General features: G+C 66.2%; 19 protein-coding genes and 1 pseudogene. 17 read left to right on the top strand and 3 right to left on the bottom strand.

Annotation, left to right across the window (positions count from 1 at the left end; all coding sequences use genetic code 11):
- Positions 1-96: 96 nt before the first annotated feature.
- Positions 97-684 carry a TetR/AcrR family transcriptional regulator gene (locus P3W85_RS30985; RefSeq protein ID WP_017231243.1) on the bottom strand — a complete coding sequence of 196 codons (588 nt, stop codon included), beginning with the start codon at positions 682-684 and terminating at the stop codon, positions 97-99.
- 173 nt (positions 685-857) lie between these two features.
- Between P3W85_RS30985 and P3W85_RS30980 the strand changes: the two genes are divergently transcribed.
- The 12 genes from P3W85_RS30980 (at position 858) to P3W85_RS30925 (ending at position 12,199) form a co-directional block, all read left to right on the top strand.
- Positions 858-1,679, top strand: coding sequence for an alpha/beta fold hydrolase (locus P3W85_RS30980; protein ID WP_276267567.1), 822 nt, complete (start codon positions 858-860; stop codon positions 1,677-1,679).
- Positions 1,680-1,683: 4 nt separating this feature from the next.
- On the top strand, positions 1,684-1,980 hold the full coding sequence (locus tag P3W85_RS30975; protein WP_276267566.1) for a hypothetical protein: 297 nt from the start codon (positions 1,684-1,686) through the stop codon (positions 1,978-1,980).
- A gap of 14 nt (positions 1,981-1,994) precedes the next feature.
- Positions 1,995-2,834: a hypothetical protein gene (locus P3W85_RS30970; protein WP_017231240.1), complete on the top strand. Its 840-nt coding sequence runs from the start codon at positions 1,995-1,997 to the stop codon at positions 2,832-2,834.
- A 34-nt stretch (positions 2,835-2,868) separates the two neighbouring features.
- Positions 2,869-3,213 carry a non-heme iron oxygenase ferredoxin subunit gene (locus P3W85_RS30965; RefSeq protein WP_017231239.1) on the top strand — a complete coding sequence of 115 codons (345 nt, stop codon included), beginning with the start codon at positions 2,869-2,871 and terminating at the stop codon, positions 3,211-3,213.
- A gap of 20 nt (positions 3,214-3,233) precedes the next feature.
- Positions 3,234-4,634 carry an SRPBCC family protein gene (locus P3W85_RS30960; RefSeq protein WP_017231238.1) on the top strand — a complete coding sequence of 467 codons (1,401 nt, stop codon included), beginning with the start codon at positions 3,234-3,236 and terminating at the stop codon, positions 4,632-4,634.
- Positions 4,631-5,194, top strand: coding sequence for a 3-phenylpropionate/cinnamic acid dioxygenase subunit beta (locus tag P3W85_RS30955; RefSeq protein ID WP_276267565.1), 564 nt, complete (start codon positions 4,631-4,633; stop codon positions 5,192-5,194). Before P3W85_RS30960 ends, P3W85_RS30955 begins: the two co-directional genes overlap by 4 nt.
- Before the next feature lie 2 nt (positions 5,195-5,196).
- Entirely contained in the window at positions 5,197-6,000 is an 804-nt protein-coding gene (hcaB, locus tag P3W85_RS30950; RefSeq protein ID WP_276267564.1) for a 3-(cis-5,6-dihydroxycyclohexa-1,3-dien-1-yl)propanoate dehydrogenase, read from the top strand.
- A gap of 48 nt (positions 6,001-6,048) precedes the next feature.
- Positions 6,049-7,098, top strand: coding sequence for an NAD(P)H-dependent flavin oxidoreductase (locus P3W85_RS30945; RefSeq protein WP_276267563.1), 1,050 nt, complete (start codon positions 6,049-6,051; stop codon positions 7,096-7,098).
- 80 nt (positions 7,099-7,178) lie between these two features.
- The gene (locus P3W85_RS30940) at positions 7,179-7,961 is read left to right on the top strand and encodes a 2-keto-4-pentenoate hydratase (protein ID WP_276267562.1); all 783 of its coding nucleotides are present in this window, start codon (positions 7,179-7,181) and stop codon (positions 7,959-7,961) included.
- 42 nt (positions 7,962-8,003) lie between these two features.
- Positions 8,004-9,152 (top strand): ABC transporter substrate-binding protein, encoded by a 1,149-nt coding sequence (locus P3W85_RS30935; protein WP_276267561.1) that lies wholly within the window; start codon positions 8,004-8,006, stop codon positions 9,150-9,152.
- Positions 9,134-11,011: a feruloyl-CoA synthase gene (locus P3W85_RS30930; protein WP_276267560.1), complete on the top strand. Its 1,878-nt coding sequence runs from the start codon at positions 9,134-9,136 to the stop codon at positions 11,009-11,011. Before P3W85_RS30935 ends, P3W85_RS30930 begins: the two co-directional genes overlap by 19 nt.
- A gap of 132 nt (positions 11,012-11,143) precedes the next feature.
- On the top strand, positions 11,144-12,199 hold the full coding sequence (locus P3W85_RS30925; RefSeq protein WP_276267559.1) for an FAD-binding oxidoreductase: 1,056 nt from the start codon (positions 11,144-11,146) through the stop codon (positions 12,197-12,199).
- A gap of 74 nt (positions 12,200-12,273) precedes the next feature.
- Here P3W85_RS30925 and P3W85_RS30920 read toward each other — a convergent pair whose 3' ends face one another.
- Positions 12,274-13,851, bottom strand: a complete 1,578-nt coding sequence (locus P3W85_RS30920; RefSeq protein WP_276267558.1) for an aldehyde dehydrogenase (NADP(+)) — start codon at positions 13,849-13,851, stop codon at positions 12,274-12,276.
- Positions 13,852-14,133: 282 nt separating this feature from the next.
- Positions 14,134-14,880, bottom strand: coding sequence for a FadR/GntR family transcriptional regulator (locus tag P3W85_RS30915; RefSeq protein ID WP_276267557.1), 747 nt, complete (start codon positions 14,878-14,880; stop codon positions 14,134-14,136).
- A 232-nt stretch (positions 14,881-15,112) separates the two neighbouring features.
- On the opposite strand from P3W85_RS30915, the gene gudD reads away from it, so the two are divergent.
- The 5 genes and pseudogenes from gudD to P3W85_RS30890 all read left to right on the top strand — a co-directional run.
- The gene (gudD, locus tag P3W85_RS30910; RefSeq protein ID WP_276267556.1) at positions 15,113-16,498 is read left to right on the top strand and encodes a glucarate dehydratase; all 1,386 of its coding nucleotides are present in this window, start codon (positions 15,113-15,115) and stop codon (positions 16,496-16,498) included.
- A 169-nt stretch (positions 16,499-16,667) separates the two neighbouring features.
- Positions 16,668-17,630: a Bug family tripartite tricarboxylate transporter substrate binding protein gene (locus P3W85_RS30905; RefSeq protein ID WP_276267568.1), complete on the top strand. Its 963-nt coding sequence runs from the start codon at positions 16,668-16,670 to the stop codon at positions 17,628-17,630.
- A gap of 177 nt (positions 17,631-17,807) precedes the next feature.
- Positions 17,808-18,173: a hypothetical protein gene (locus P3W85_RS30900; RefSeq protein ID WP_017230757.1), complete on the top strand. Its 366-nt coding sequence runs from the start codon at positions 17,808-17,810 to the stop codon at positions 18,171-18,173.
- 228 nt (positions 18,174-18,401) lie between these two features.
- Positions 18,402-19,028, top strand: a complete 627-nt coding sequence (locus P3W85_RS30895; protein WP_346430303.1) for a LysE family translocator — start codon at positions 18,402-18,404, stop codon at positions 19,026-19,028.
- 186 nt (positions 19,029-19,214) lie between these two features.
- A pseudogene (locus P3W85_RS30890) lies at positions 19,215-19,583 on the top strand (transposase); the annotation flags it as partial.
- Positions 19,584-19,649: the final 66 nt, after the last annotated feature.

Raw genomic sequence — 19,649 nt, 5'->3', positions numbered from 1 at the left:
CGCGGCGCTGGCCGTAGCGATGGCGGCACGCGGCAGCAAATCCCGGCAGGTGCCGCAATCGCCCCGGTGTTTGCGCAGCGTACCTGGCACCTGGAACTATTTGAGCAGCAGACGTTCCATGCAGGCTCTGCGCTCTTCCTTCTGGGCAGTGGTTCCCTGATTGGAAAGCAGGGATTCCGACAATTCGTAGCTGTATAGCGCGAACGCCCTGGCCCGCGCCTCCGGGATGTCGAACCCGAGCGCGCTGAAGCACTGCGCAATATAGGAAAGCCGCTTGGCATCGACTTCGTCGAGCACCTGGCGCACGCGCTCTTCGCGGCGGGCCCAGGCGCGGATGGCGAGCTCCGTCGAGGCGGCCTCCTGCGCGGCGGTGCCCCGGAACGGCAGTGTGAGCAGATCCCGCACCAGCTCCCTTGGCGCCAGTCCCCGGCGTTCGAACCGATAGATGATCTGTTCGGTGGCTTCGTCGCGCCAGGCGGTCAGCATGCGGTGCAGCAGGTCATCGCGATCCTTGAAGTGCCAGTAAAAGCTGCCGCGCGTGACTTCCAGCTCCTTGGCGAGCACTTCGACGCGCACCGCGTCAATGCTCCGGCTGACCAGCAGATTGCGTGCAGCCTTGATCCAGTCTTCCGGCGTGAGTTGGTTGCGAGGGGCCGCTGAACTCGCCCCCGTGCCTTTGGGCATAGTGCCTCCACGAAAAGTTGCCAGCATTGTACTTCCCTCGTTCAATACATATATGTACGGAAAGGTTCTGTGCCGTCCACGGGTAAACACCAATAAATTTGCGTTAAATCAAGCTTGACCCGGTTCGCTTCGCTTCATAACATACACATACGTATGTGTATGGAGATTTTGAAATGAATCAGAATGAAGGCGTCGGCTTGACCTTGACCGCCGCGGAGCACCAGACCAACTACTTCGACCAGGGCGCGGGCAAGCCGCTGTTCCTGCTGCATGGCTCGGGACCCGGCGTGTCCGGCTGGTCGAACTGGAAGGGCGTGATGGGCGAGCTTGCCAAGACCTTCCGCGTTGTCGTTCCGGACATCGCGGGCTTTGGCTTTACCGAGTTCAAGGAAGGCACGAAGTACGACATCAAGCTATGGGTGCGGCACCTGGTCGGCATCATGGATGCGCTGGATATCGAGAAGGCTTCGTTTGTCGGCAACTCCTTTGGCGGCGCGCTTTCCGTCGGCCTGGCGGTGTTCGATCCCAAGCGCGTCGACCGCCTCGTGCTGCTTGGCACGCCGGCCGGGGAGTTCGAGCAGACCCCGGGCCTGCGCTCGGCATGGGAGTACGAGCCGTCGCCGGAGAACATGGAAAAGACCATGCGCCTGTTCCCCTTCGACCAGTCGATCATCACGCCGGAAATGGTGCAGTCCCGCTACGAGGCCAGCGCCCGTCCCGGCGCGCAGGACGCGCTGCGCAAGCTGCTGCCCAAGCCGAATGCGGAAGGCCCGACCATGGTCAAGGGTTTTCCGGAAGCCGCCATCGCCAGGATCGAGGCGCGCACGCTCGTACTGCATGGACGCGAAGACCGCGTGGTGCCTCCCGCATGCGGCCAATTGCTGGCCCGCGCGATCCCGCAGGCGGACCTGCACCTGTTCGGCCAGTGCGGGCACTGGGTCCAGACCGAGCGGCGCGCCGACTTCCTGCACCTGGTCGCCAACTTCTGCGCATAAGACCATGAGCCGCAACGTCCTCGAAAAGGTCCTCCACCAGTTGACGGTGGACCGCTCGGCCAAACAGCGCTTTCGCGAAGATGCCGACGCCTATCTGCGGCGCTTTGCCCTTGGCGAGGCGGAGCGGGCCATGCTGACGCAGTTCGACGTGCTCGGCCTGCAGCAGGCCGGCGTCAACCCGATGCTCACCATGGGCTTCTGGCAGGAGCTGTCGCCGGACCGCGATATGCGCGCCTACATGAAGAAGCTGCGCCCGGTCGGATCGGCCGAGGCGCTGCACAGCGCCGCATTGAAGCGCTAGGAACAGGAGCAGAGATGGGAAAGATCGTAGGTGGCTTCCTGGTGCCCCATGACCCGGTGATGTTTGTCGCCCCCGAGGCGCCCGCGCCCGCGGTGCGGGAGCGCATGTGGAACGCCTTCAGGACTTGCGCGGCGCGGCTGGCGGAACTGGCGCCCACCAGCGTGGTGATCGTGGGCGCGGATCACTACATGTTGTTCGGTACCGGCTGCCTGCCCAGCTACCTGATCGGCACGGGCGATGTGGACGGCCCGCTGGACGCGATGCCCGGGCTGAAGCGCGGGGTGATCCCGAACAGCGAAGCGCTGGCATCGCATATCGCGAGCGCCGGCCACGCGAGCGGCTTCGACTGGGCGGTGGCGCGCGCGCTGACGGTGGACCACGCGATCGGCATTCCGAACCAGCTGATGGTGCAGCCGATGCGCGAAGCAGGACACACTGTCGGCACCATTCCGGTGTACCTGGCCGCTGGCGTGGACCCGTATATCCGCATGGCGCGCGCCATCCAGGTTGGCCGCCAGATCCGCGACGCGGTGAACGCCTATGCGCAGGACGAGCGGGTCGTGGTGATCGGCAGCGGCGGCATCAGCCACTGGGTCGGCACCGCGGAGATGGGCCGGGTCAACGAGACCTTCGATCGCGAGATCCTGGCTTATGCCGAATGCAACGACCTGCAGGCGCTGGCTGCGCTCAGCGACGAATACATCCTCGCCAACGGCGGCAACGGCGGCATGGAAATCCGCAACTGGGCCTGCGCCATGGGCGCGCTGGAAGGCGCGCGCGGCGAGACCATCGCCTACGAGGCCGTCCCGGAATGGGTGACCGGCCTGGGATTTGTCCAACTGCATCTGCAGTGACCGGCGATGAGCCGGGCAAGAAGGAACTATCGCAATGAGCAATAAAGTCTTCCTGATCCAGCGCGAGGCGCTGGCGCCGGGCCAGGTGTGCAAGGTCGAGACATCGCGCTGCCCCCTGGCTGTCTACAACATCGACGGCGAATACTTCGCCACCAGCGACGTGTGCACGCACGCGACCGCGTCATTGTCCGAAGGCGAGATCGTCGATGGCGACCTGATCGCCTGTCCGGTCCACGACGGCCAGTTCCACATTCCTACCGGGCAGGCCGTCGGGTTCCCGTGCACGGTAGACCTGCGCACGTACAAGGTAATCGTCGAGGCTGACCGGATCTACGCCGATCTGGACCAGGAATCCGAAGCGGCGTCTTCGGCCATCTGAGGCCATCCAAGAGGCAGAACATGACACACGAATGCAGCGGAAACTGCGAACGCCTGCGCAAGGATCCGGCCAGCGCGCCCCTGCGCGACCTGGATCGCCTGCTCGATCTCGACACCGGCAGGCTGTCGCGCCGCGTCTACTGGGACCAGCGCATCTACGAGCAGGAGCTGGAGAAGATCTTCGCCCGCAGCTGGCTCTTTCTTGCCCACGAGTCGCAGATTCCCAAGGCGGGGGACTATGTCACCACCTATATGGCGGAAGACAACGTGATCGTGGTGCGGCAAAAGGACGGCGCCATCCGTGCCTTCCTGAACACCTGCCCCCATCGCGGCAACAAGCTGAACTTCACCGACGCCGGCAACGCGCGGGGCTTCGTCTGCAACTACCACGGCTGGAGCTTCGGCATCGATGGCGCTCTGCGCGGCATGGCCGGCCAGGAGTTGTTCGAGGCCAGCGGTATGGACCGTGCGGAGCACGGGCTGCATCCGGTCGCCAAGGTGGCGAGCTACAAGGGGCTGGTGTTCGGCAATATGGATCCGGACGCGCCTTCGCTGGACGAATTCCTTGGCGACTTCCGCTATTACCTGGACGTCATGCTGGACATGGACGGCGAAGGCACGGAGTTCGTCGGCGGCTGCGTGAAGTCGGTGATCAACTGCAACTGGAAGGTCCCGGTCGAGAATTTCATCGGCGACATCTACCACGCCCTGTGGACGCACGACTCCGCCGCGCGCGCCATGCTCGGCGGGCCGGTGGCCGAGGTCTACAAGGACCCGGATTCCTACCACGTCAATTTCAACGGCCACGGCTGGGAGTTCAACCTGGATGTCGTCGGCAATGCCGCAACCCTGGGCGACAAGGAGATCCGCAAGTACCTGTACGGCATCCAGCCCAAGGTGGCAAAGCGGCTCGGCGAGTTCCGCTCGAAGATGATCGGTTCGATCTCCTCGGTCAGTGTGTTCCCCAACCTTTCCTTCCTGCCGGGGCAGAACACCTTCCGCGTCTGGCATCCGCGCGGCCCGGGCAAGATCGAGCTGCACACCTGGACCATCGTCAACCAGAGTGCGCCGCAGGACATCAAGGACCGCTGGCTGAAGGGAACCATGCTGACGTTCTCGCCTTCCGGCGTATTCGAGATGGACGACGGCGAGAACTTCGAGTTCTCCACCCGCACCAACGCCGGCTTCGTCACGCGCCAGCAGGACCTGTACATGGGCCTGGGCCGCGACTCCAGGCTGGAGGATAGCGAACTGCCGGGCAACGTCTATCGCAACCAGGTGAACGAAGCCAATCACCGGGCGTTCTACCAGCGCTGGATGGACCTGATGCAGGCGCGTGCATGGGATGACGTCCCGGTGCGCGACAAGCCCAGCCTGCCGGAGAGCGCATTCGTCAACAACAGCCTGAAGGAGGTAGCATGAGCGCGCTTCCGCTTCCGCTTCCGCTTCCGCAGCCGGCAGCCCCGGCGCCGCAGGCGGTGGACCTTGCCACCGCCCACCGGATCCAGCAATTCCTGTATCGCGAGGCTCGCTTGCTCGACAGCGAGGCGTGGAGCGACTGGCTGGCGTTGATGACCGAGGATATCCACTACTGGATGCCCGCCATCGAGAACCGCCGCCGCGCCGACAAGCTCGGCGCCTACGCCATCGGGCGGGGCGCGTATTTCGACGACAACCACTTCGACCTGTCACGCCGCGTGGCCCGCTTCAAGCAACCCTCCGCCTGGGCCGAAGACCCGCCTACCCGGCATGTGCACGTGATCAGCAACATCGAAGCGTACGCGGGTGCGGCGGACGGCGAGTTCATTGTCCACTCGGTCTTCGTCAACTACCGTAGCCGGGGAGAGGCGGACAACGATCTGCTGCTGGGCCGGCGCGAGGATGTGCTGCGCGCCGACGGCGAGGATTTCCGCATCGCCCGCCGCAAGATCGTCATCACGCAGTCCCTGCTGATGTCCAAGAACCTCAATACCTTCTTCTGACCATGGGCTGGCTCGATAACGATGTGGCATTGGTGACCGGTGCCAACTCAGGCATTGGCCTGGCGGTCACGCGCAGGTTCCTGGCCGAGGGCGCGGCCGGCGTTGGCGTGCTGGTGCGCAATGCCCAAGGCGCGGACGCCATGCGGGCCGAGTTCGGCGGCCGCGTGGCGATCACGGTTGGCGACGTGCGCTCGGAAGACGCCAACGCGGAGGCGGTGGAAGCCACCGTCAGGGCGTTCGGCAAGCTCGACACCCTGGTGGGCAACGCCGGCGTCTGGGATCACTTCGCCACGCTGCGCAAGCTGGATCGCGGCGTGGTCAGTGCGGCCTTCCGGGAAGTATTCGATGTCAACGTGCTGGGCTACCTGCTGGCGGCCCATGCCGCGGCGGGCGCCTTGCGGGAAACCCGCGGCAGCATGATCTTCACCTTGTCGAACTCCAGCTTTTATGCCGGCGGCGGCGGTCCTGTGTACGTGGCGTCCAAGCACGCGTGCGTGGGCCTGATCCGCCAGCTGGCCTATGAACTGGCGCCGGAGATCCGCGTGAACGGCGTGGCGCCCGGCGGCACGGTGACGCCGTTGAAGGGGCCGGAGTCGCTCGGCAAGCAAGAATCCAGGCTGTCGGAGATTCCCGGTTTCTCGGACGCCGTGGCGAACTCGGTGCCACTGGGCTTCATCGCCCAGCCGGAAGACCACACCGGGCACTACGTGCTGCTGGCCTCGCGCACCAATTCCCCGGCAACCACGGCGGCCATCCTGCAAAGCGATGGCGGGTGGGAAGTCCGCGGGCGGCCCGGTCGCCGCTAGCCGATTATCAGCCGACAGATCGGCAAGAACGGACAAGGAACAGACAAGATGAATGCCCCCAACGCGCCACCCAACGCCTCACCCAGCGCTTCGCATGCAGCCGTGCGCAACGTTTTCGCCAAGGCGCGCCTGCCGGTCATGGCAGCGCCGATGTTCCTGGTGTCCGGCCCGGAACTGGTTACCGCCAGCCTGAAGGCTGGCATCGTCGGTACCTATGCCGCGCCGAACGCGCGCAACCTCGCCACACTCGACGCCGCGCTGTCGCACATCGCGGCCGAAGCCGCCCGCTGCCCGGACGTACCCTGGGCGCTGAACATGATCGTCCATAGCAGCTACGACCGCTTCGAGGCGGAAATGGAGTTGGTCGAACGGTATCGCCCTGGCATCGTTACCACCGCGCTGGGCAGTCCCCGCCGCGTGCTGGAGCGCGTGCATGGCTATGGCGGGCTGGTGATGGCGGATGTCGTTTCGCCGGCGCTCGCGCGCAAGTCGATCGAGGCCGGCGTCGACGGACTGGTGCTGGTCACCAGCGGCGCCGGCGGGCATACCGGCACCTATCATCCTTTCGCATTCCTGGCGGAGGTGCGCCGCTTCTGGGACGGGCCCATCGGCCTGGCAGGCGCTATTTCCAGCGGCGCGGAGATCCGGGCCGCGCAATTGCTGGGAGCGGATTTCGTGGTGGTCGGCACGCGCCTGATCGCGACGCGGGAGAGCATGGCGGCTCCCGCCTACCGGGACATGCTGGTGGCCAGCAGCATGGAAGACCTGGTGCAGTCCAGCGCCGTATCGGGCGTGCTTGCGAACTGGCTAAGGCCGACCGTGGCGGCGGCAGGCTTCACGCCGGACAAGCTCAAGGAGGAGACCAAGATCGACTTCTCCGGCGATATCGCTTCCGCGCCGAAGGCGTGGCGCGACGTGTGGTCGGCGGGCCATGGCGTCGGCGCCATCGGTGCCGTGCGCACCGTCGAGGACGTGGTCGCGGAACTGGCCGAGGGCTTTGCGCAATGCCTGTCCCGGGAGACGGAACAGGTCGCGCAATTGCTGCCGCGCTATCGCTCGCAGCAAGCCGCTGCCGCGGAGCGCCTCGCGGCTGCCTGACCAGGCATGCCGCCGGGCGGACAGGCAGGAAGACAACAGCATCTCCAGAACATTCCCAGAGCATTCCCAGGCAGACAACAATGACAGACACCCCCATCCAGCAAGCGGCCGATGCGCTGTACCAATCCCGCCGCGAGCGCAGCCCCATCGCCAGGGTCTCCGAGACCTTCGGCATCGGCGGCCTGGAGGCGGCCTATGCCGTCGCCGCCGCCAACACGCGCCGTGCCCTCTCCGACGGGCGTGCCATCAGCGGCAAGAAGGTGGGCCTCACGTCGAAGGCGGTGCAGGCCCAGCTTGGCGTGGACCTGCCGGATTTCGGCGTGTTGTTCGCCGATATGGAGTTCCTGTCCGGCAGCGCGATTCCCTTCGGCTCGCTGATCCAGCCCAAGGCGGAAGGGGAGGTGGCATTCGTCATCGGCCGCGACCTCGATGACGAGAGCCTCACCTGGGGACGGTTCCTTCGCGCCGTCGAGTTCGCCTTGCCCGCCATCGAGATCGTCGATAGCGCCATCCAGGACTGGAAGATCACGCTGGTCGATACGGTGGCGGACAACGCGTCGTGCGGCCTCTATGTCCTTGGCACCGATCCGAAGCGCGTCTCCGACCTGGCGCTGGCCGATTGCGCGATGCGCTTCGCCCGCAATGGCGAGCCCGTTTCCGCAGGCAATGGCGCGGCGTGCCTTGGGCATCCCCTTCACGCCGCCTGGTGGCTGGCCCGCACCATGACGTCGATGGGCGAGCCGCTGCGCGCCGGCGATGTCGTGCTCTCCGGCGCGCTTGGCCCCATGTTCAAGATCGTCCGCGGCGACGCGCTGCATCTGGAAATCGAAGGCCTGGGGCAGGTGCGCTGCCACGTGGATTGACGTGAAACGCCCGTCGCAAGAACGGGCAATAGGAGACTTGCAATGCAAATCAAGCACGCTGCAATCGCGGCGGGGATCGCCCTGTCCGCGTGGGCCGCAACCGCGGTTGCGCAAACCGCCGAAGTGACCGTCGGCGTCACGCTATCGGCGACAGGCCCGGGCGCCTCGTTGGGCATCCCGGAAAAACAGGCGATCGCAATGCTGCCCAGGACACTGGGCGGCAAGCCGGTGCGTTATGTCGTTCTCGACGACGCCACCGATCCGTCCGCCGCATCGAAAAATGCGCGCCGCCTGATCCAGGAGGAGAAGGCGGACGCCATCATCGGCTCTTCGACCACGCCAGCCTGCCTGGCCGTCGCCGCCGTGGCCGCGGAAGGCAAGACGCCGTCCATCGGCCTGTGCCCCTTCGTCCCCAAGCCCGAGTTGATGAACTGGGTCTTCTCGCTGCCGCAGTCGGTGGCAGTGATGTCGACTGCCCTGGTCGAAGACATGAAGGCCCGCAAGATCTCCACGCTGGGCTTTGTTGGCTACAGCGACTCCTACGGCGAAGCCTGGCTCAAGGACATCGAGCCGCGCGCGCAGGCCGCCGGTATCCGCGTCACGGCGGTGGAGCGCTTTGCGCGCACCGACCAGTCGGTGGCGGGGCAGACCATCAAGCTGCTTGCCGCCAGGCCCGATGCGGTGATTGTCGCCGGCAGCGGCACGCCGGCCGTGCTGCCGATGGCCACCCTGCGCGAGCGTGGCTTCAAGGGCACGATCTACCAGACGCATGGCGTGGCCAACAACGATTTCCTGCGCGTGGGCGGCAGGTCCGCCGACGGCGTGGTGTTGCCGGCCGGGGTGCTGCTGGTGGCGGAACAACTGCCGGCGGATCACCCCAGCAAGGCGGTGGCTACCGGCTTCGTCCAGCGCTATGAAGCCAGATACGGTGCCGGTTCGCGCGATCTGTTCGCCGCCTATGCGTATGACGCCTATCTGGTGCTGGACCGTGCCGTTGCCGCTGCGGCAAAGACGGCGCAGCCGGGCACACCGGGTTTCCGGCAGGCGCTGCGCGACGCCATCGAGGGCACGGCGGACCTGCCCGGCGCGCATGGCGTGATCAATATCAGCAAGACCGATCATTCCGCCTACGATGCGCGCGGCCGCATCCTGGTCAAGGTGCAGGGGGGCACATGGACGCTCGCCAAGTGAACCCGCTACCCTCCATCATTCCAGCGCGCCGGGCCGCGGCGCCCGATACCGGCCTTCGGCTGGCGGAACCGGATATCCTGCGCACGGACCATGCCGACGGCAGTTTCGTCCTGCGCTCGTCGGTTCCCCTGGGGGATTTCGATCGTTGCATCGGCGACTGGCTGACCAGGTGGGCGGCCAGGGAGCCTGACCGCGTCTTCCTGGCGCAGAGGCGGGGGGCGGGCTGGCAGACCGTGAGCTACGGCGAGGCTTGCGCCACCGTGCGCAACATCGGGCAGGCCTTGCTGGATCTGGGCATCGCCCGGGACGACCCGGTGGTGGCGCTGTCTGACAACAGTGTGAACCTGGCCTTGCTTTCGCTGGCAGCCATGCACGTGGGCCGCCGCATCGCCGTGGTGTCGTCCGCATACACCAGGATGAGCAGCGATCATGGCAAGCTGCATGCCATTCTCGCCAGCCTGCATCCCGGTCTGGTCTATGCGGAAGATGCGGCGCAATACGGCGCGGCGATACGGAGTGCGGAGCTGCCGTGTCCCGTGGTCTATACCGCGGGCGCCGCCGCCGGCGAGATACCGTTCACGGACTTGTGCGCAGCCAGTGCCGGGCCCGGCGTGGATGAAGCGTTCCACGGCGTCACGGGCAGCACCGTCGCCCGCATCCTGCTGACCTCGGGGTCGACCGGTGCGCCCAAGCTGGTGCCGAACACGCACCGCATGCTCTGCGCCAACCAGCAGATGATCGCGCAGTGCTGGCGCTTCGTCGACGAGGGGCATCCTGTCGTGCTCGACTGGCTGCCGTGGAGCCATACCTTCGGCGCCAACCACAATTTCAACCTGGTGCTGCGCAATGGCGGATCCCTGTACATCGACGATGGCCGCCCGGCGCCCGGCCTGATCGAGCGGACCATCGAGGGTATCCGGCAGGTTCGTCCCACGCTGTTCTTCAATGTGCCCAAGGGCTACGACGCGCTGCTGCCCTCCCTCGAGGCGGACGAGGCGCTGGCCGGGGCGCTGTTCGGGCGGCTGGACATGCTGTTCTTCGCGGCAGCGGCGCTGCCGCAGAAGACGGCGGACCGCCTGCGCGCGGTGGCGCGGGGCGTGCGGCACCAATCGTTGTTCTTCACGACGGAATGGGGCTCGACGGAAACCTCGCCGGTGGTGACCAGTGCGCACTTCTTCTCTTCGGATACCCGCAACATTGGCGTGCCGGTCCCCGGCGTGGAGCTGAAGTTCGTGCCCTGCCAGGAAAAGCATGAGCTGCGGGTGCGTGGCCCGTCGATCTTCGCCGGCTATATCGGCGACGAGGAGAAGACGCGGGCGGCCTTCGACGAAGATGGCTTCTACCGCATGGGGGATGCCGGCCGTCTTGCCGATCCCGCCGATCCGAATCGTGGCGTCATCTTCGATGGCCGCGTGTCGGAAGACTTCAAGCTGACCACGGGTACCTGGGTTTCCGTCGGCGCGCTGCGGGTGCGGGCGGTGTCGGCGATGTCCCCGTACGCGGTGGATATCGTGGTTGCCGGACACGACCGCGATGAAGTCGGCTTGCTGGTGTTCCCCACGGCGAAGCTGCGCACGCTGGCCAACGACCAGGACGGCACGCTTTGCGGAAAGTCGCTGGGGCTGATGCCGGAAGTCAGGCGGGCGCTCGGCGCCGTGCTGGCCGACCTCTGCCGTGGCGCCGGCTCTTCCCAGCGCCCGGCCCGCGCGGTGCTGCTTTCCGCGCCGCCGGCCATCGAGCGGGGCGAAATCACCGACAAGGGCTATATCAACCAGCGCGCGGTACTGGCATTGCGCGCCGACGATGTCAGCCGCCTCTATTCGGACTGCGAGTCCGTGATCTTCCCGGACAGGATCTGAACTTGAATCCGAATCCGAATCCGAATCTCACAGAGCGACAGGAAGCAAACATGACGCAAAGACTGACGGCCGCAATCATCGGCTCCCGCCATATCGGCGCCGACGCGCGGGCACGGAAAACGGAACATCAAGATGGCGCCCGAAACTGAGGCACAACTGGCCCGGCCCGAGGATGGGGCCGGAGCGCCGGCAACGCTGACCATCGAGCCCGCGGGTGTCCAGCTGCGGTGCACCCCCGGCGAATCGCTGCTGGAGACGGCGCTGTCGCAAGGCTTTTTCCCGAAGCACAGTTGCCGCCGGGGCGAGTGCAATGCGTGCGAGGCACGCGTGATCGCGGGGGAGGTCGCGTATCCCGCCGGCTTCATACCGGAAGGCATACGCCCGGGGTACTGCCTGACCTGTACCGCGCGGCCGGTGACCGATGTCACGCTGGAAGCGCCGGAAGTATCCCGTATCCCGGGGCGGCGCGTGGTGCAGGCCCCGGCGCGCGTGGCAGAGGTGCGCCGGGTCAGCGCGGATGTTGCCATCGTATCGCTGCGCGTGCAGGCGGGGACTGGCTTCTCGTTTTCCCCCGGGCAGTACATGGATGTGATACTGCGTGACGGCACGCGGCGCAGCTACTCGATGGCGAACGCGCCCGACGCGCACGGCACGGTCGAATGGCATGTCCGCGCCATGCCCGGCGGGCGGTTCTCGCCGCATGTGTACGAGAAGCTGAAACCGAGGGACGTGCTGCGCCTGGCGGGGCCGTTCGGCGCATTTGCGCTCCAGGATTCCGATGCGCCGGTCATCCTGCTCGCCTCCGGTACGGGGTATGCCCCGATCGCTTCGTTCATGCGCAGCCACCACGCGGCGCTTTCAAGGCGCGGTGCCGCGCTCTATTGGGGCGGCCGGCGCAAGGAGGATCTCTATGCCTACGAGGAGGCGGCGCAGTGGGCTGCGTCGAGCGAACGCTTGCGCTTCGTTCCCGTGCTCTCCGAGCCGGGCGGACCCTGGGGTGGCCGCACCGGCTTTGTGCACGAGGCAGTGGCGTCCGACTTCCCGGATCTTTCCCGGCACGAGGTCTATGCCTGCGGCAATCCGCTGATGGTGGACGCCGCCAGCCATGTCTTGACGCGCGACAACGGGCTGAGTCCCGCCGGGTTCCACAGCGACGCGTTTATCACCGCGCTCAGGCCGGCAAGATAGGTACGCGTTTTCGCTTCATGGCGGTGGCGGCGGGCACGCCGTCGCCGCGCGCCGCGGACCGCCGCCAGCGGGCTTCAGCCGCGGCCCAGCTGGCCGTCGGTAAGCCGCCAGGCGCCCAGCGGATTGCCTTCCTGCAGCGCGGGCGGCAGCCATGCTGCCGGCACGTTCTGGTAGCACACCGGACGCAGGAAGCGATCGATGGCGGAGGCGCCCACCGAGGTGGCGCGCGTGTCGGACGTGGCGGGGAACGGGCCGCCATGCACCATCGCATACGATACTTCCACGCCGGTGGGATAACCGTTGAACAGCACGCGCCCCGCCTTGCGCTCCAGCACGGTCAGCAGGCTGCGGGCCGGGGCGCTGTCGCCCGCATCCGCTTGCACGGTGGCGGTGAGCTGGCCTTCCAGGCGGCGCGCCACGGACAGCATTTCCTCATGGTCGCGGCATACGACCAGCACCGAGGACGGGCCGAACACCTCGGCTTCCATGCGATGGTCCGCGAGGAAGCGCGCGGCGGTGGTTTCGAACAGCGCGGGGCGGGCCTGGTTGGGGCCGGTCGGCGCCTGGCCTGTGCCGATGCGGCGCAGTCCTTCGATGTCGCCGAGTTGGGCCACGCCGTTGTCATAAGCCTGGGAGATGCCCGGGGTCAGCATGGTGGCCGCGGCTTTTTCCGCCAGTGCGGCAATGGCACCCTGGCGGAACACATCGAGCGCCGGGCTTTCCACCGCCAGCAGCAGGCCGGGGTTGGTGCAGAACTGGCCTACGCCCATCACCAGCGAATCCACCAGGTGGCGCGCGATTTCCTGCGCGCGTGCATCCAGGGCGGCCGGCAGCAGGAACACAGGATTGATGCTGCTCATCTCGGCATAGACCGGGATCGGCTGGGGCCGGCTGTTGGCCGTTTGCACCAGTGCCAGGCCGCCGCTGCGCGAGCCGGTGAAGCCCACCGCCTGGATCGACGGATGTGCCACCAGCGCCGTGCCGATGGCCACGCCCGAACCCACCAGCAGCGAGAACACGCCTTCCGGCAGACCGGCGTCGGCCACCGCTTTCTGGATCACGCGGCCGACCAGTTCGGAGGTGCCGAGGTGGGCCGAGTGCGCCTTGACGATGACCGGGCAGCCGGCTGCCAGCGCCGATGCGGTGTCGCCGCCGGCCACCGAGAAGGCGAGCGGGAAGTTGCTGGCGCCGAACACCGCGACGGGGCCGACGGCGATCTTCTGCATGCGCAGGTCCGGACGCGGCGGCGTGCGTTCAGGCAGGGCGGAATCGAGCGTGGCCGCTTGCCAGCGGCCATCGCGCAGCACGCTCGCGAACAGGCGCAACTGGTTGGCGGTGCGTCCCCGCTCGCCTTGCAGGCGTGCGACCGGCAGTGCGCTCTCGGCATGGGCGCGCTCGATCAGCGTGTCGCCCAACGCTTCGAGGCCACTGGCAATCGATTCCAGCAATTGCGCGCGGGTTTCCGGGGCGGTGTTGCGGTAGGTATCGAAGGCGGCCTCGGCCAGCGCACAGGCGCGCTCGGCTTCGGCGGCACCGCCGCCGCGGAATGCCGGTGCGAGCGTTTCACCCGTGGCCGGGTTGGTGGCATGGAAGATCTTGCTGGTGCCGCGCACAGCGCTGGCGCCTATCAGCATGTCGCCGGTGATGGTCATGAGCGTTTCCTGCTTTTCAACTGCGATCGAAAGGGGACTCGCGCAGCGGCGCGAGCGGGAATTCGGGCTTGCCCGGCATGGCCGCCGAGGCGGTTCCGGCAACACCTGCCCGTGTCTCGGGAGCGGCCTGCGCGCGCCGCCCGCATGTGGCTTTGCGGCTAGCACGACAGACTGGTTCCTTGTGGGGAGGCGCGGTCTTCTTAGTTATAAGACATCCTATAACATAAAACGGTCCTGCGGCAAGCAGGAAAACCCGGTCCCCGGGTTCTCCTGGCGCCGGCCCTAGCCGGCTTCCACTGCGGCCGAGGCCTTGCGCAGGCGCTCGCGGCTGTTGGTCAGGTGCATGCGCATGGCGGCCTTGGCGCCTTCGGGGTCGCGCCGTTCGATGGCGTCGTAGATGTTCTCGTGCTCGATATTGACGCGTTCGAGGTACTGCTCGCGTTCCTGCGTGCTGACGTGCAGGCGGCTGCGCGGGATCACCATGGTGCCGAGATGGCCCATGATATCGGTGAAGTAGCGGTTGCCGGTGGCGCGCGCAATGGCCAGGTGGAACTGGAAATCGGCGATCACCGAGTCCTCGCCGCCCGCCGCGGTGCGCTTGAGTTCGTCGAGCGCCTGGCGCATCGCGGCGAGATGCTCGTCGCTGCGGCGGGTCGCCGCCAGGCTGGCCGCCTCCGCTTCCAGGCTAACGCGGAATTCCAGCATGGCCAGCACATCCATGGCGGTCCCCATGGTGGCGGGGTCGATGCGGAAGGGCGAGCCGCTTTCGGCGCTGCGCTCCAGCACGAAGGTGCCGATGCCGTGGCGGGTCTCGACCAGGCCGCTGGCCTGCAGCCGCGACAGCGCTTCGCGCACCACGGTGCGGCTGACGCCTAGCGCCGCCATGATCTCGGACTCGGTCGGCAGTTTGTCGCCCGGCTTGATCTGGCCCTGCAGGATGCGTTCGCTCAGGTTGCTCACGGCCTCTTCGGCAAGCGTGCGGCCGCGGCGCCGTAGCGGAGTGGAGGAGGCAAGCATGGGGTTCGACATGATGATGAGCGAGGACTTGACCTGATCGGAATGCGCTAATTATACTGCGCTCCAAGAGATACGACGACGGATAACAGGCTTCTTGCGCCTTTTAAGCAACGCGCGCTGAAACCTGTGCAGACTACAAAGAACCGGCGCCAGCCGGTCCATGCAAACCGAGACAACCCGAGCCGCCCGGCAATCCCGCTCAAGCCCAGTGGGGCGCGGGCGGCTTATCCCGCCGGAATTCGAGATGACCCAAACGCCTGCCCCTGTCCCCGCAAACCGCGATGCGTCCCCGGCCGTGCGCCTGGCCGGCACGCCCACCGTCACCGACCTGACCGTCGTGCCCGTGGCTGGCCACGACAGCATGCTGATGAACCTGTCCGGCGCGCATGGTCCCTTCTTCACTCGCAATATCGTCATCCTGAAGGACAGCGCGGGCAATACCGGCGTCGGCGAGGTGCCCGGCGGGGAAGGCATCCGCCAGACCCTGGAGGATGCCCGTGAGCTGCTGGCAGGCCAGTCGATCGGCGACTACCAGGCCTTGCTCAATCGCGTGCGCAGTGCCTTTGCCAGCCGCGACGCGGGCGGGCGGGGCCTGCAGACCTTCGACCTGCGCATCGCGATCCACGCCGTCACTGCGCTGGAGGCGGCGTTGCTCGACCTGCTCGGCAAGCATCTCGGCGTGCCCGTGGCCGCGCTGCTGGGCGAGGGGCAGCAGCGCGATGCGGTGGAGATGCTGGGCTACCTGTTCTATATCGGCGACCGCAACCGCACCACGCTCGGCTACCGCAGCGAGCCGGATGCCGACGACGCCTGGTTCCGCCTGCGCAACGAAGCCGCGATGAGCGCCGAGGGCGTGGTGCGCCTGGCCGAGGCCGCGTATGAGCGCTACGGCTTCAACGATTTCAAGCTCAAGGGCGGCGTGCTGCGCGGCGACGAGGAGATGGAGGCCGTCCTGGCCCTTGCCGAGCGCTTCCCCAGGGCACGCATCACCCTCGATCCCAATGGCGCGTGGTCGCTGGCCGAAGCCGTGCGCCTGTGCCGCGACAAGCGCGGTGTACTGGCCTATGCAGAAGACCCGTGCGGCGCCGAGGACGGCTATTCGGGCCGCGAGATCATGGCCGAGTTCCGTACCGCCACAGGCCTGCCCACCGCCACCAATATGATCGCCACCGACTGGCGCCAGATGGGTCACGCCGTGCGCCTGCAAGCGGTGGACATCCCGCTGGCCGATCCGCATTTCTGGACCATGCAGGGATCGGTACGGGTGGCGCAGATGTGCGCCGACTGGGGGCTCACGTGGGGCTCGCACTCCAACAATCACTTCGATATTTCGCTGGCCATGTTCACCCATGTGGCCGCCGCCGCACCGGGCCGCGTCACCGCCATCGACACACACTGGATCTGGCAGGACGGCCAGCGGCTGACCAGGGCGCCGCTGAAGATCGAGAACGGCAAGGTGGCCGTGCCGACCCTGCCGGGCCTTGGCGTCGAGCTCGATATGGAGCAGGTGGCGCTGGCACACGAGCGCTACAAGAACCTGGGGCTGGGCGCCCGCGACGATGCCGTTGCCATGCAGTTCCTGATCCCGGGCTGGAGCTTCAACAACAAGGCCCCCTGCATGGTCAGGTGAGAGCGCGGCAGCACGCCGGTCCGGGAACAAGCAAGCAAAAAGCCAAAGAGCAAGAAGCAACCCCGTCAGCAATCAGGAGACAACGATGTCCGATAGCCACCAATCATCCTGTGCGGCCCGCCCGCCCGCCGCGCCCGCGCGGCGTACCTTCGGCCGCCTGGCCGCCGCCATGATCGCCACCGTGGCGGCGCTGGCCGCCGCCGGCACCGTGAACGCGGCCACCCCGGCACAGGCCTGGCCGCAGAAGGCCGTGTCGGTGGTGGTGCCGTTTCCCGCGGGCGGTTCCACCGACACCATCGCCCGCATGCTGGCCGTGCCGCTCAACGAAAAGCTCGGCCAGCCCTTCGTGATCGACAATCGCCCGGGCGCCACCGGCGCCATCGGCGCGACCATGGTCAAGCGCGCGCCTGCCGATGGCTACACCCTGATGGTGGCCTCGATCGGCGTCTACGCCGTGAATCCCTTCCTGCAGAAAAACCTGCCCTACGATCCGGCCAAGGATTTCGATCTGCTGACGGTGGCGGTACGCGCGCCCAATGTGCTGGTGACCAAGCCGGACTTCCCCGCGAAGAATCTGCAGGAACTGGTCGCGTACATGAAGAAGAATCCGGGCAAGGTCGCCTTCGCAACCTCCGGCGCCGGATCGTCGGATCACCTGACCGCCGCCTTGTTCTGGCAGAAGTCCGGGACCGAGGGACTGCATGTTCCCTATAAGGGCGGGGCGCCCGCGATCTCCGATCTGCTGGCCGGCCAGGTGGACGTCTCCTTCCAGAACGTGAACGCGGTGCTCCAGCACATCCGCAGCGGCAAGCTGAAGGCGCTCGCCGTGACCGGCGACCAGCGCTCGCCGGTGCTGCCCAATGTGCCCACCATGGCGGAGGGCGGGGTGAAGGGCGTGGATGTCTACTCGTGGCAGGCCGTGGCGGCGCCGCGCGGTTTGCCGAAGGAGGTCAAGGCCCGGCTGCATGCGGCCCTGGTCAGCGCGCTGGCCGAGCCGCAGATGCGGCAGAAACTGGCGGAGAGCGGCTTCGAGGTGGTGGCCAATACGCCGGAACAGTTCGACCAGTTCGAAAAACAGGAGCTCCAGCGCTGGAAGGGCGTGATCGAAGCCGGGAAGATCACCAGCGAGTAAGGCGACGGCCACTCGGCACAGGTTTCCCGCTCCTTGCCCTGCCAGTCGGCAGGGCTTTTTTTATCCCGGCGGCGGCGGTTGCCGTTACGCGGGGGAGCCTGGGCTGAGCGTGCCGGTGCAAAGGCTGATAGGCTAATGCCGCATGCAGCCTGTGGGGCCGCACCGTCTACGCTCTCCATGATCCGCTTCTGCAAATCGCCTCTCTGCCTGCTGATCGAAACCCGCTGGCTGATTCCACGCCGCTTCGATGGCTTCGCGCCCGGTCCGCTGATCCTGCTGCGGCCCGGTGCGAGCCACGCGCTGATCGAGCACGAGAAAGTGCACGTGCGGCAATTCTGGCGCTCGGGCGGCACGATGGGCATCCTTTACCTGCTCAGTCCGCGCTGGCGCCTGCGTTTCGAACTGGAGGCCTATCGCGAGCAGCTCAGGCATTGCGAGCCCGGCGCCGCGCATCAGTTCGCGCGCATGCTGTCCCGGCACTACCGGCTGAACATATCGGAGGAGCAGGCGTATCGCCTGTTGACGGCGCCGCGGCAGGCTTAGCGGAGACGGCTGCACCCGTGGATGGCGAAGGCCGGCGTCAAGGTGCTAGTGGCCAGTCCGGCAAGCGGGCGGTGAGGCCGCGGCAGGACTGCCCGCAATGCCGGATTGCGGAGGACGGGAATCTTGGCTCCAATATAGAGAGCTTCGGTCCCAAGATTTCCGCTGTTCCAACTGATGCCATGATTTTGCTGATAGCGTGAGCGACTCCAACTCCGAATAGGGGGCATTATGAGCTGGCACACATACATGCTTTTCGTTGGCGCAAGTCTCGTGCTCTGCCTAGTGCCAGGGCAGGACATGCTATTTCTGTTAGGACGGACGATCGCACAGGGACGCGCTGCCGGGTTATGTGCTGCCTTTGGAATCAACCTCGGAGCCTACGTACACTTGCTGGTAGCAGTCACCGGACTGTCGGCGTTGGTCTTGGCGTCTGCAACGGCATTTACTGTGGTGAAGTTTGTAGGGGCAGTTTATCTCGTCTACCTGGGCTGGGGGGCTTTGCGGGCAAAGGGTAGATTTATGCTCTCGGAAGGTGGTGCCAGCAAGAGTGCGCTGCATCGTATCTTTTGGCAGGGGCTTCTTAGTGACGTGTTGAACCCCAAGGTCGCGCTGTTCTATATCGCGCTACTTCCTCAGTTCATGAGCGCGCATGACCCGCACCCGGTGAAGCATCTCCTTGAGCTCGGCGTGACTGGCTACATGGTCGGTATTACGACTAGTGTTACCTATGTCTTTCTTGCTTCCGAGATGACGCGAGCACTTCGGCGTAACCAGACCATCTCGGCATGGCTGACGAAGGCGATGGGGGCATTGTTCGTCGGGCTGGGCGTGAAGCTCGCGACCGAGAAATTGTGACGATGCACTTTGCCGCCACAGACGGCGAATCTAGCCTCCCAATCACCACAAGCGCAGTATTAGTCGCGAAGGAGATTGGCTCGTAGGTCGTGAACGGCCTATAACAACGCCCGCCTTGAGCGGGCGTTGTTATTCCTGCCTCCTGGGCACATCCTCAGCCGCCAGTCTGGTGGCGCGTAAAACTCCCTGCTAAGCCATGCCGGAGGCCGGTCCCCGGAAAGCCACGGCAAGAAGCGGGTGACTCGTCGACAACGCTTCCTGGACAAGATGGAAAGCGTGGTGCCGTGGCAGCGGCTGTTGGCAACGATTGAGCCGCACTATCCCAAGGGGCGGCGAGACTGGCCGCCGATCGGACTGGAACGGATGCTGCGAATCTACTTCCTCCAGCAGCGGCATGGACTGTCCGACGAGGCACTGGAAGATGCACTGTACGACAGCATGACGATGCGCACGTTTGCGGGGATAGACCTGGCGTTCGAACAGTTGCCGGACGCAACAACCCTGCTGAAGTTTCGCAAGTTGCTGGTCGCGCATGATCTGCCAGCGGAGATGTTTCGCCATCCCTAGGGGAATAATTGATTAAAGGCACTTGCACCGGACCTTGCCGCCCACCTCGCATCC

The organism is Cupriavidus basilensis (genome assembly GCF_029335485.1).
Taxonomy (GTDB): domain Bacteria; phylum Pseudomonadota; class Gammaproteobacteria; order Burkholderiales; family Burkholderiaceae; genus Cupriavidus; species Cupriavidus basilensis_E.
The sequence above is the reverse complement of the archived record's forward strand: the minus strand, read 5'-3'. Positions and strand labels throughout refer to the sequence as shown.

Excerpts from the sequence above, each read along its gene's own strand:
- P3W85_RS30985 (WP_017231243.1), bottom strand. The coding sequence starts at position 684 with ATGCCCAAAGGCACGGGGGCGAGTTCAGCGGCCCCTCGCAACCAACTC.
- P3W85_RS30980 (WP_276267567.1), top strand. The coding sequence starts at position 858 with ATGAATCAGAATGAAGGCGTCGGCTTGACCTTGACCGCCGCGGAGCAC.
- P3W85_RS30975 (WP_276267566.1), top strand. The coding sequence starts at position 1,684 with ATGAGCCGCAACGTCCTCGAAAAGGTCCTCCACCAGTTGACGGTGGAC.
- P3W85_RS30970 (WP_017231240.1), top strand. The coding sequence starts at position 1,995 with ATGGGAAAGATCGTAGGTGGCTTCCTGGTGCCCCATGACCCGGTGATG.
- P3W85_RS30965 (WP_017231239.1), top strand. The coding sequence starts at position 2,869 with ATGAGCAATAAAGTCTTCCTGATCCAGCGCGAGGCGCTGGCGCCGGGC.
- P3W85_RS30960 (WP_017231238.1), top strand. The coding sequence starts at position 3,234 with ATGACACACGAATGCAGCGGAAACTGCGAACGCCTGCGCAAGGATCCG.
- P3W85_RS30955 (WP_276267565.1), top strand. The coding sequence starts at position 4,631 with ATGAGCGCGCTTCCGCTTCCGCTTCCGCTTCCGCAGCCGGCAGCCCCG.
- hcaB (WP_276267564.1), top strand. The coding sequence starts at position 5,197 with ATGGGCTGGCTCGATAACGATGTGGCATTGGTGACCGGTGCCAACTCA.
- P3W85_RS30945 (WP_276267563.1), top strand. The coding sequence starts at position 6,049 with ATGAATGCCCCCAACGCGCCACCCAACGCCTCACCCAGCGCTTCGCAT.
- P3W85_RS30940 (WP_276267562.1), top strand. The coding sequence starts at position 7,179 with ATGACAGACACCCCCATCCAGCAAGCGGCCGATGCGCTGTACCAATCC.
- P3W85_RS30935 (WP_276267561.1), top strand. The coding sequence starts at position 8,004 with ATGCAAATCAAGCACGCTGCAATCGCGGCGGGGATCGCCCTGTCCGCG.
- P3W85_RS30930 (WP_276267560.1), top strand. The coding sequence starts at position 9,134 with ATGGACGCTCGCCAAGTGAACCCGCTACCCTCCATCATTCCAGCGCGC.
- P3W85_RS30925 (WP_276267559.1), top strand. The coding sequence starts at position 11,144 with ATGGCGCCCGAAACTGAGGCACAACTGGCCCGGCCCGAGGATGGGGCC.
- P3W85_RS30920 (WP_276267558.1), bottom strand. The coding sequence starts at position 13,851 with ATGACCATCACCGGCGACATGCTGATAGGCGCCAGCGCTGTGCGCGGC.
- P3W85_RS30915 (WP_276267557.1), bottom strand. The coding sequence starts at position 14,880 with ATGTCGAACCCCATGCTTGCCTCCTCCACTCCGCTACGGCGCCGCGGC.
- gudD (WP_276267556.1), top strand. The coding sequence starts at position 15,113 with ATGACCCAAACGCCTGCCCCTGTCCCCGCAAACCGCGATGCGTCCCCG.
- P3W85_RS30905 (WP_276267568.1), top strand. The coding sequence starts at position 16,668 with ATGATCGCCACCGTGGCGGCGCTGGCCGCCGCCGGCACCGTGAACGCG.
- P3W85_RS30900 (WP_017230757.1), top strand. The coding sequence starts at position 17,808 with ATGATCCGCTTCTGCAAATCGCCTCTCTGCCTGCTGATCGAAACCCGC.
- P3W85_RS30895 (WP_346430303.1), top strand. The coding sequence starts at position 18,402 with ATGAGCTGGCACACATACATGCTTTTCGTTGGCGCAAGTCTCGTGCTC.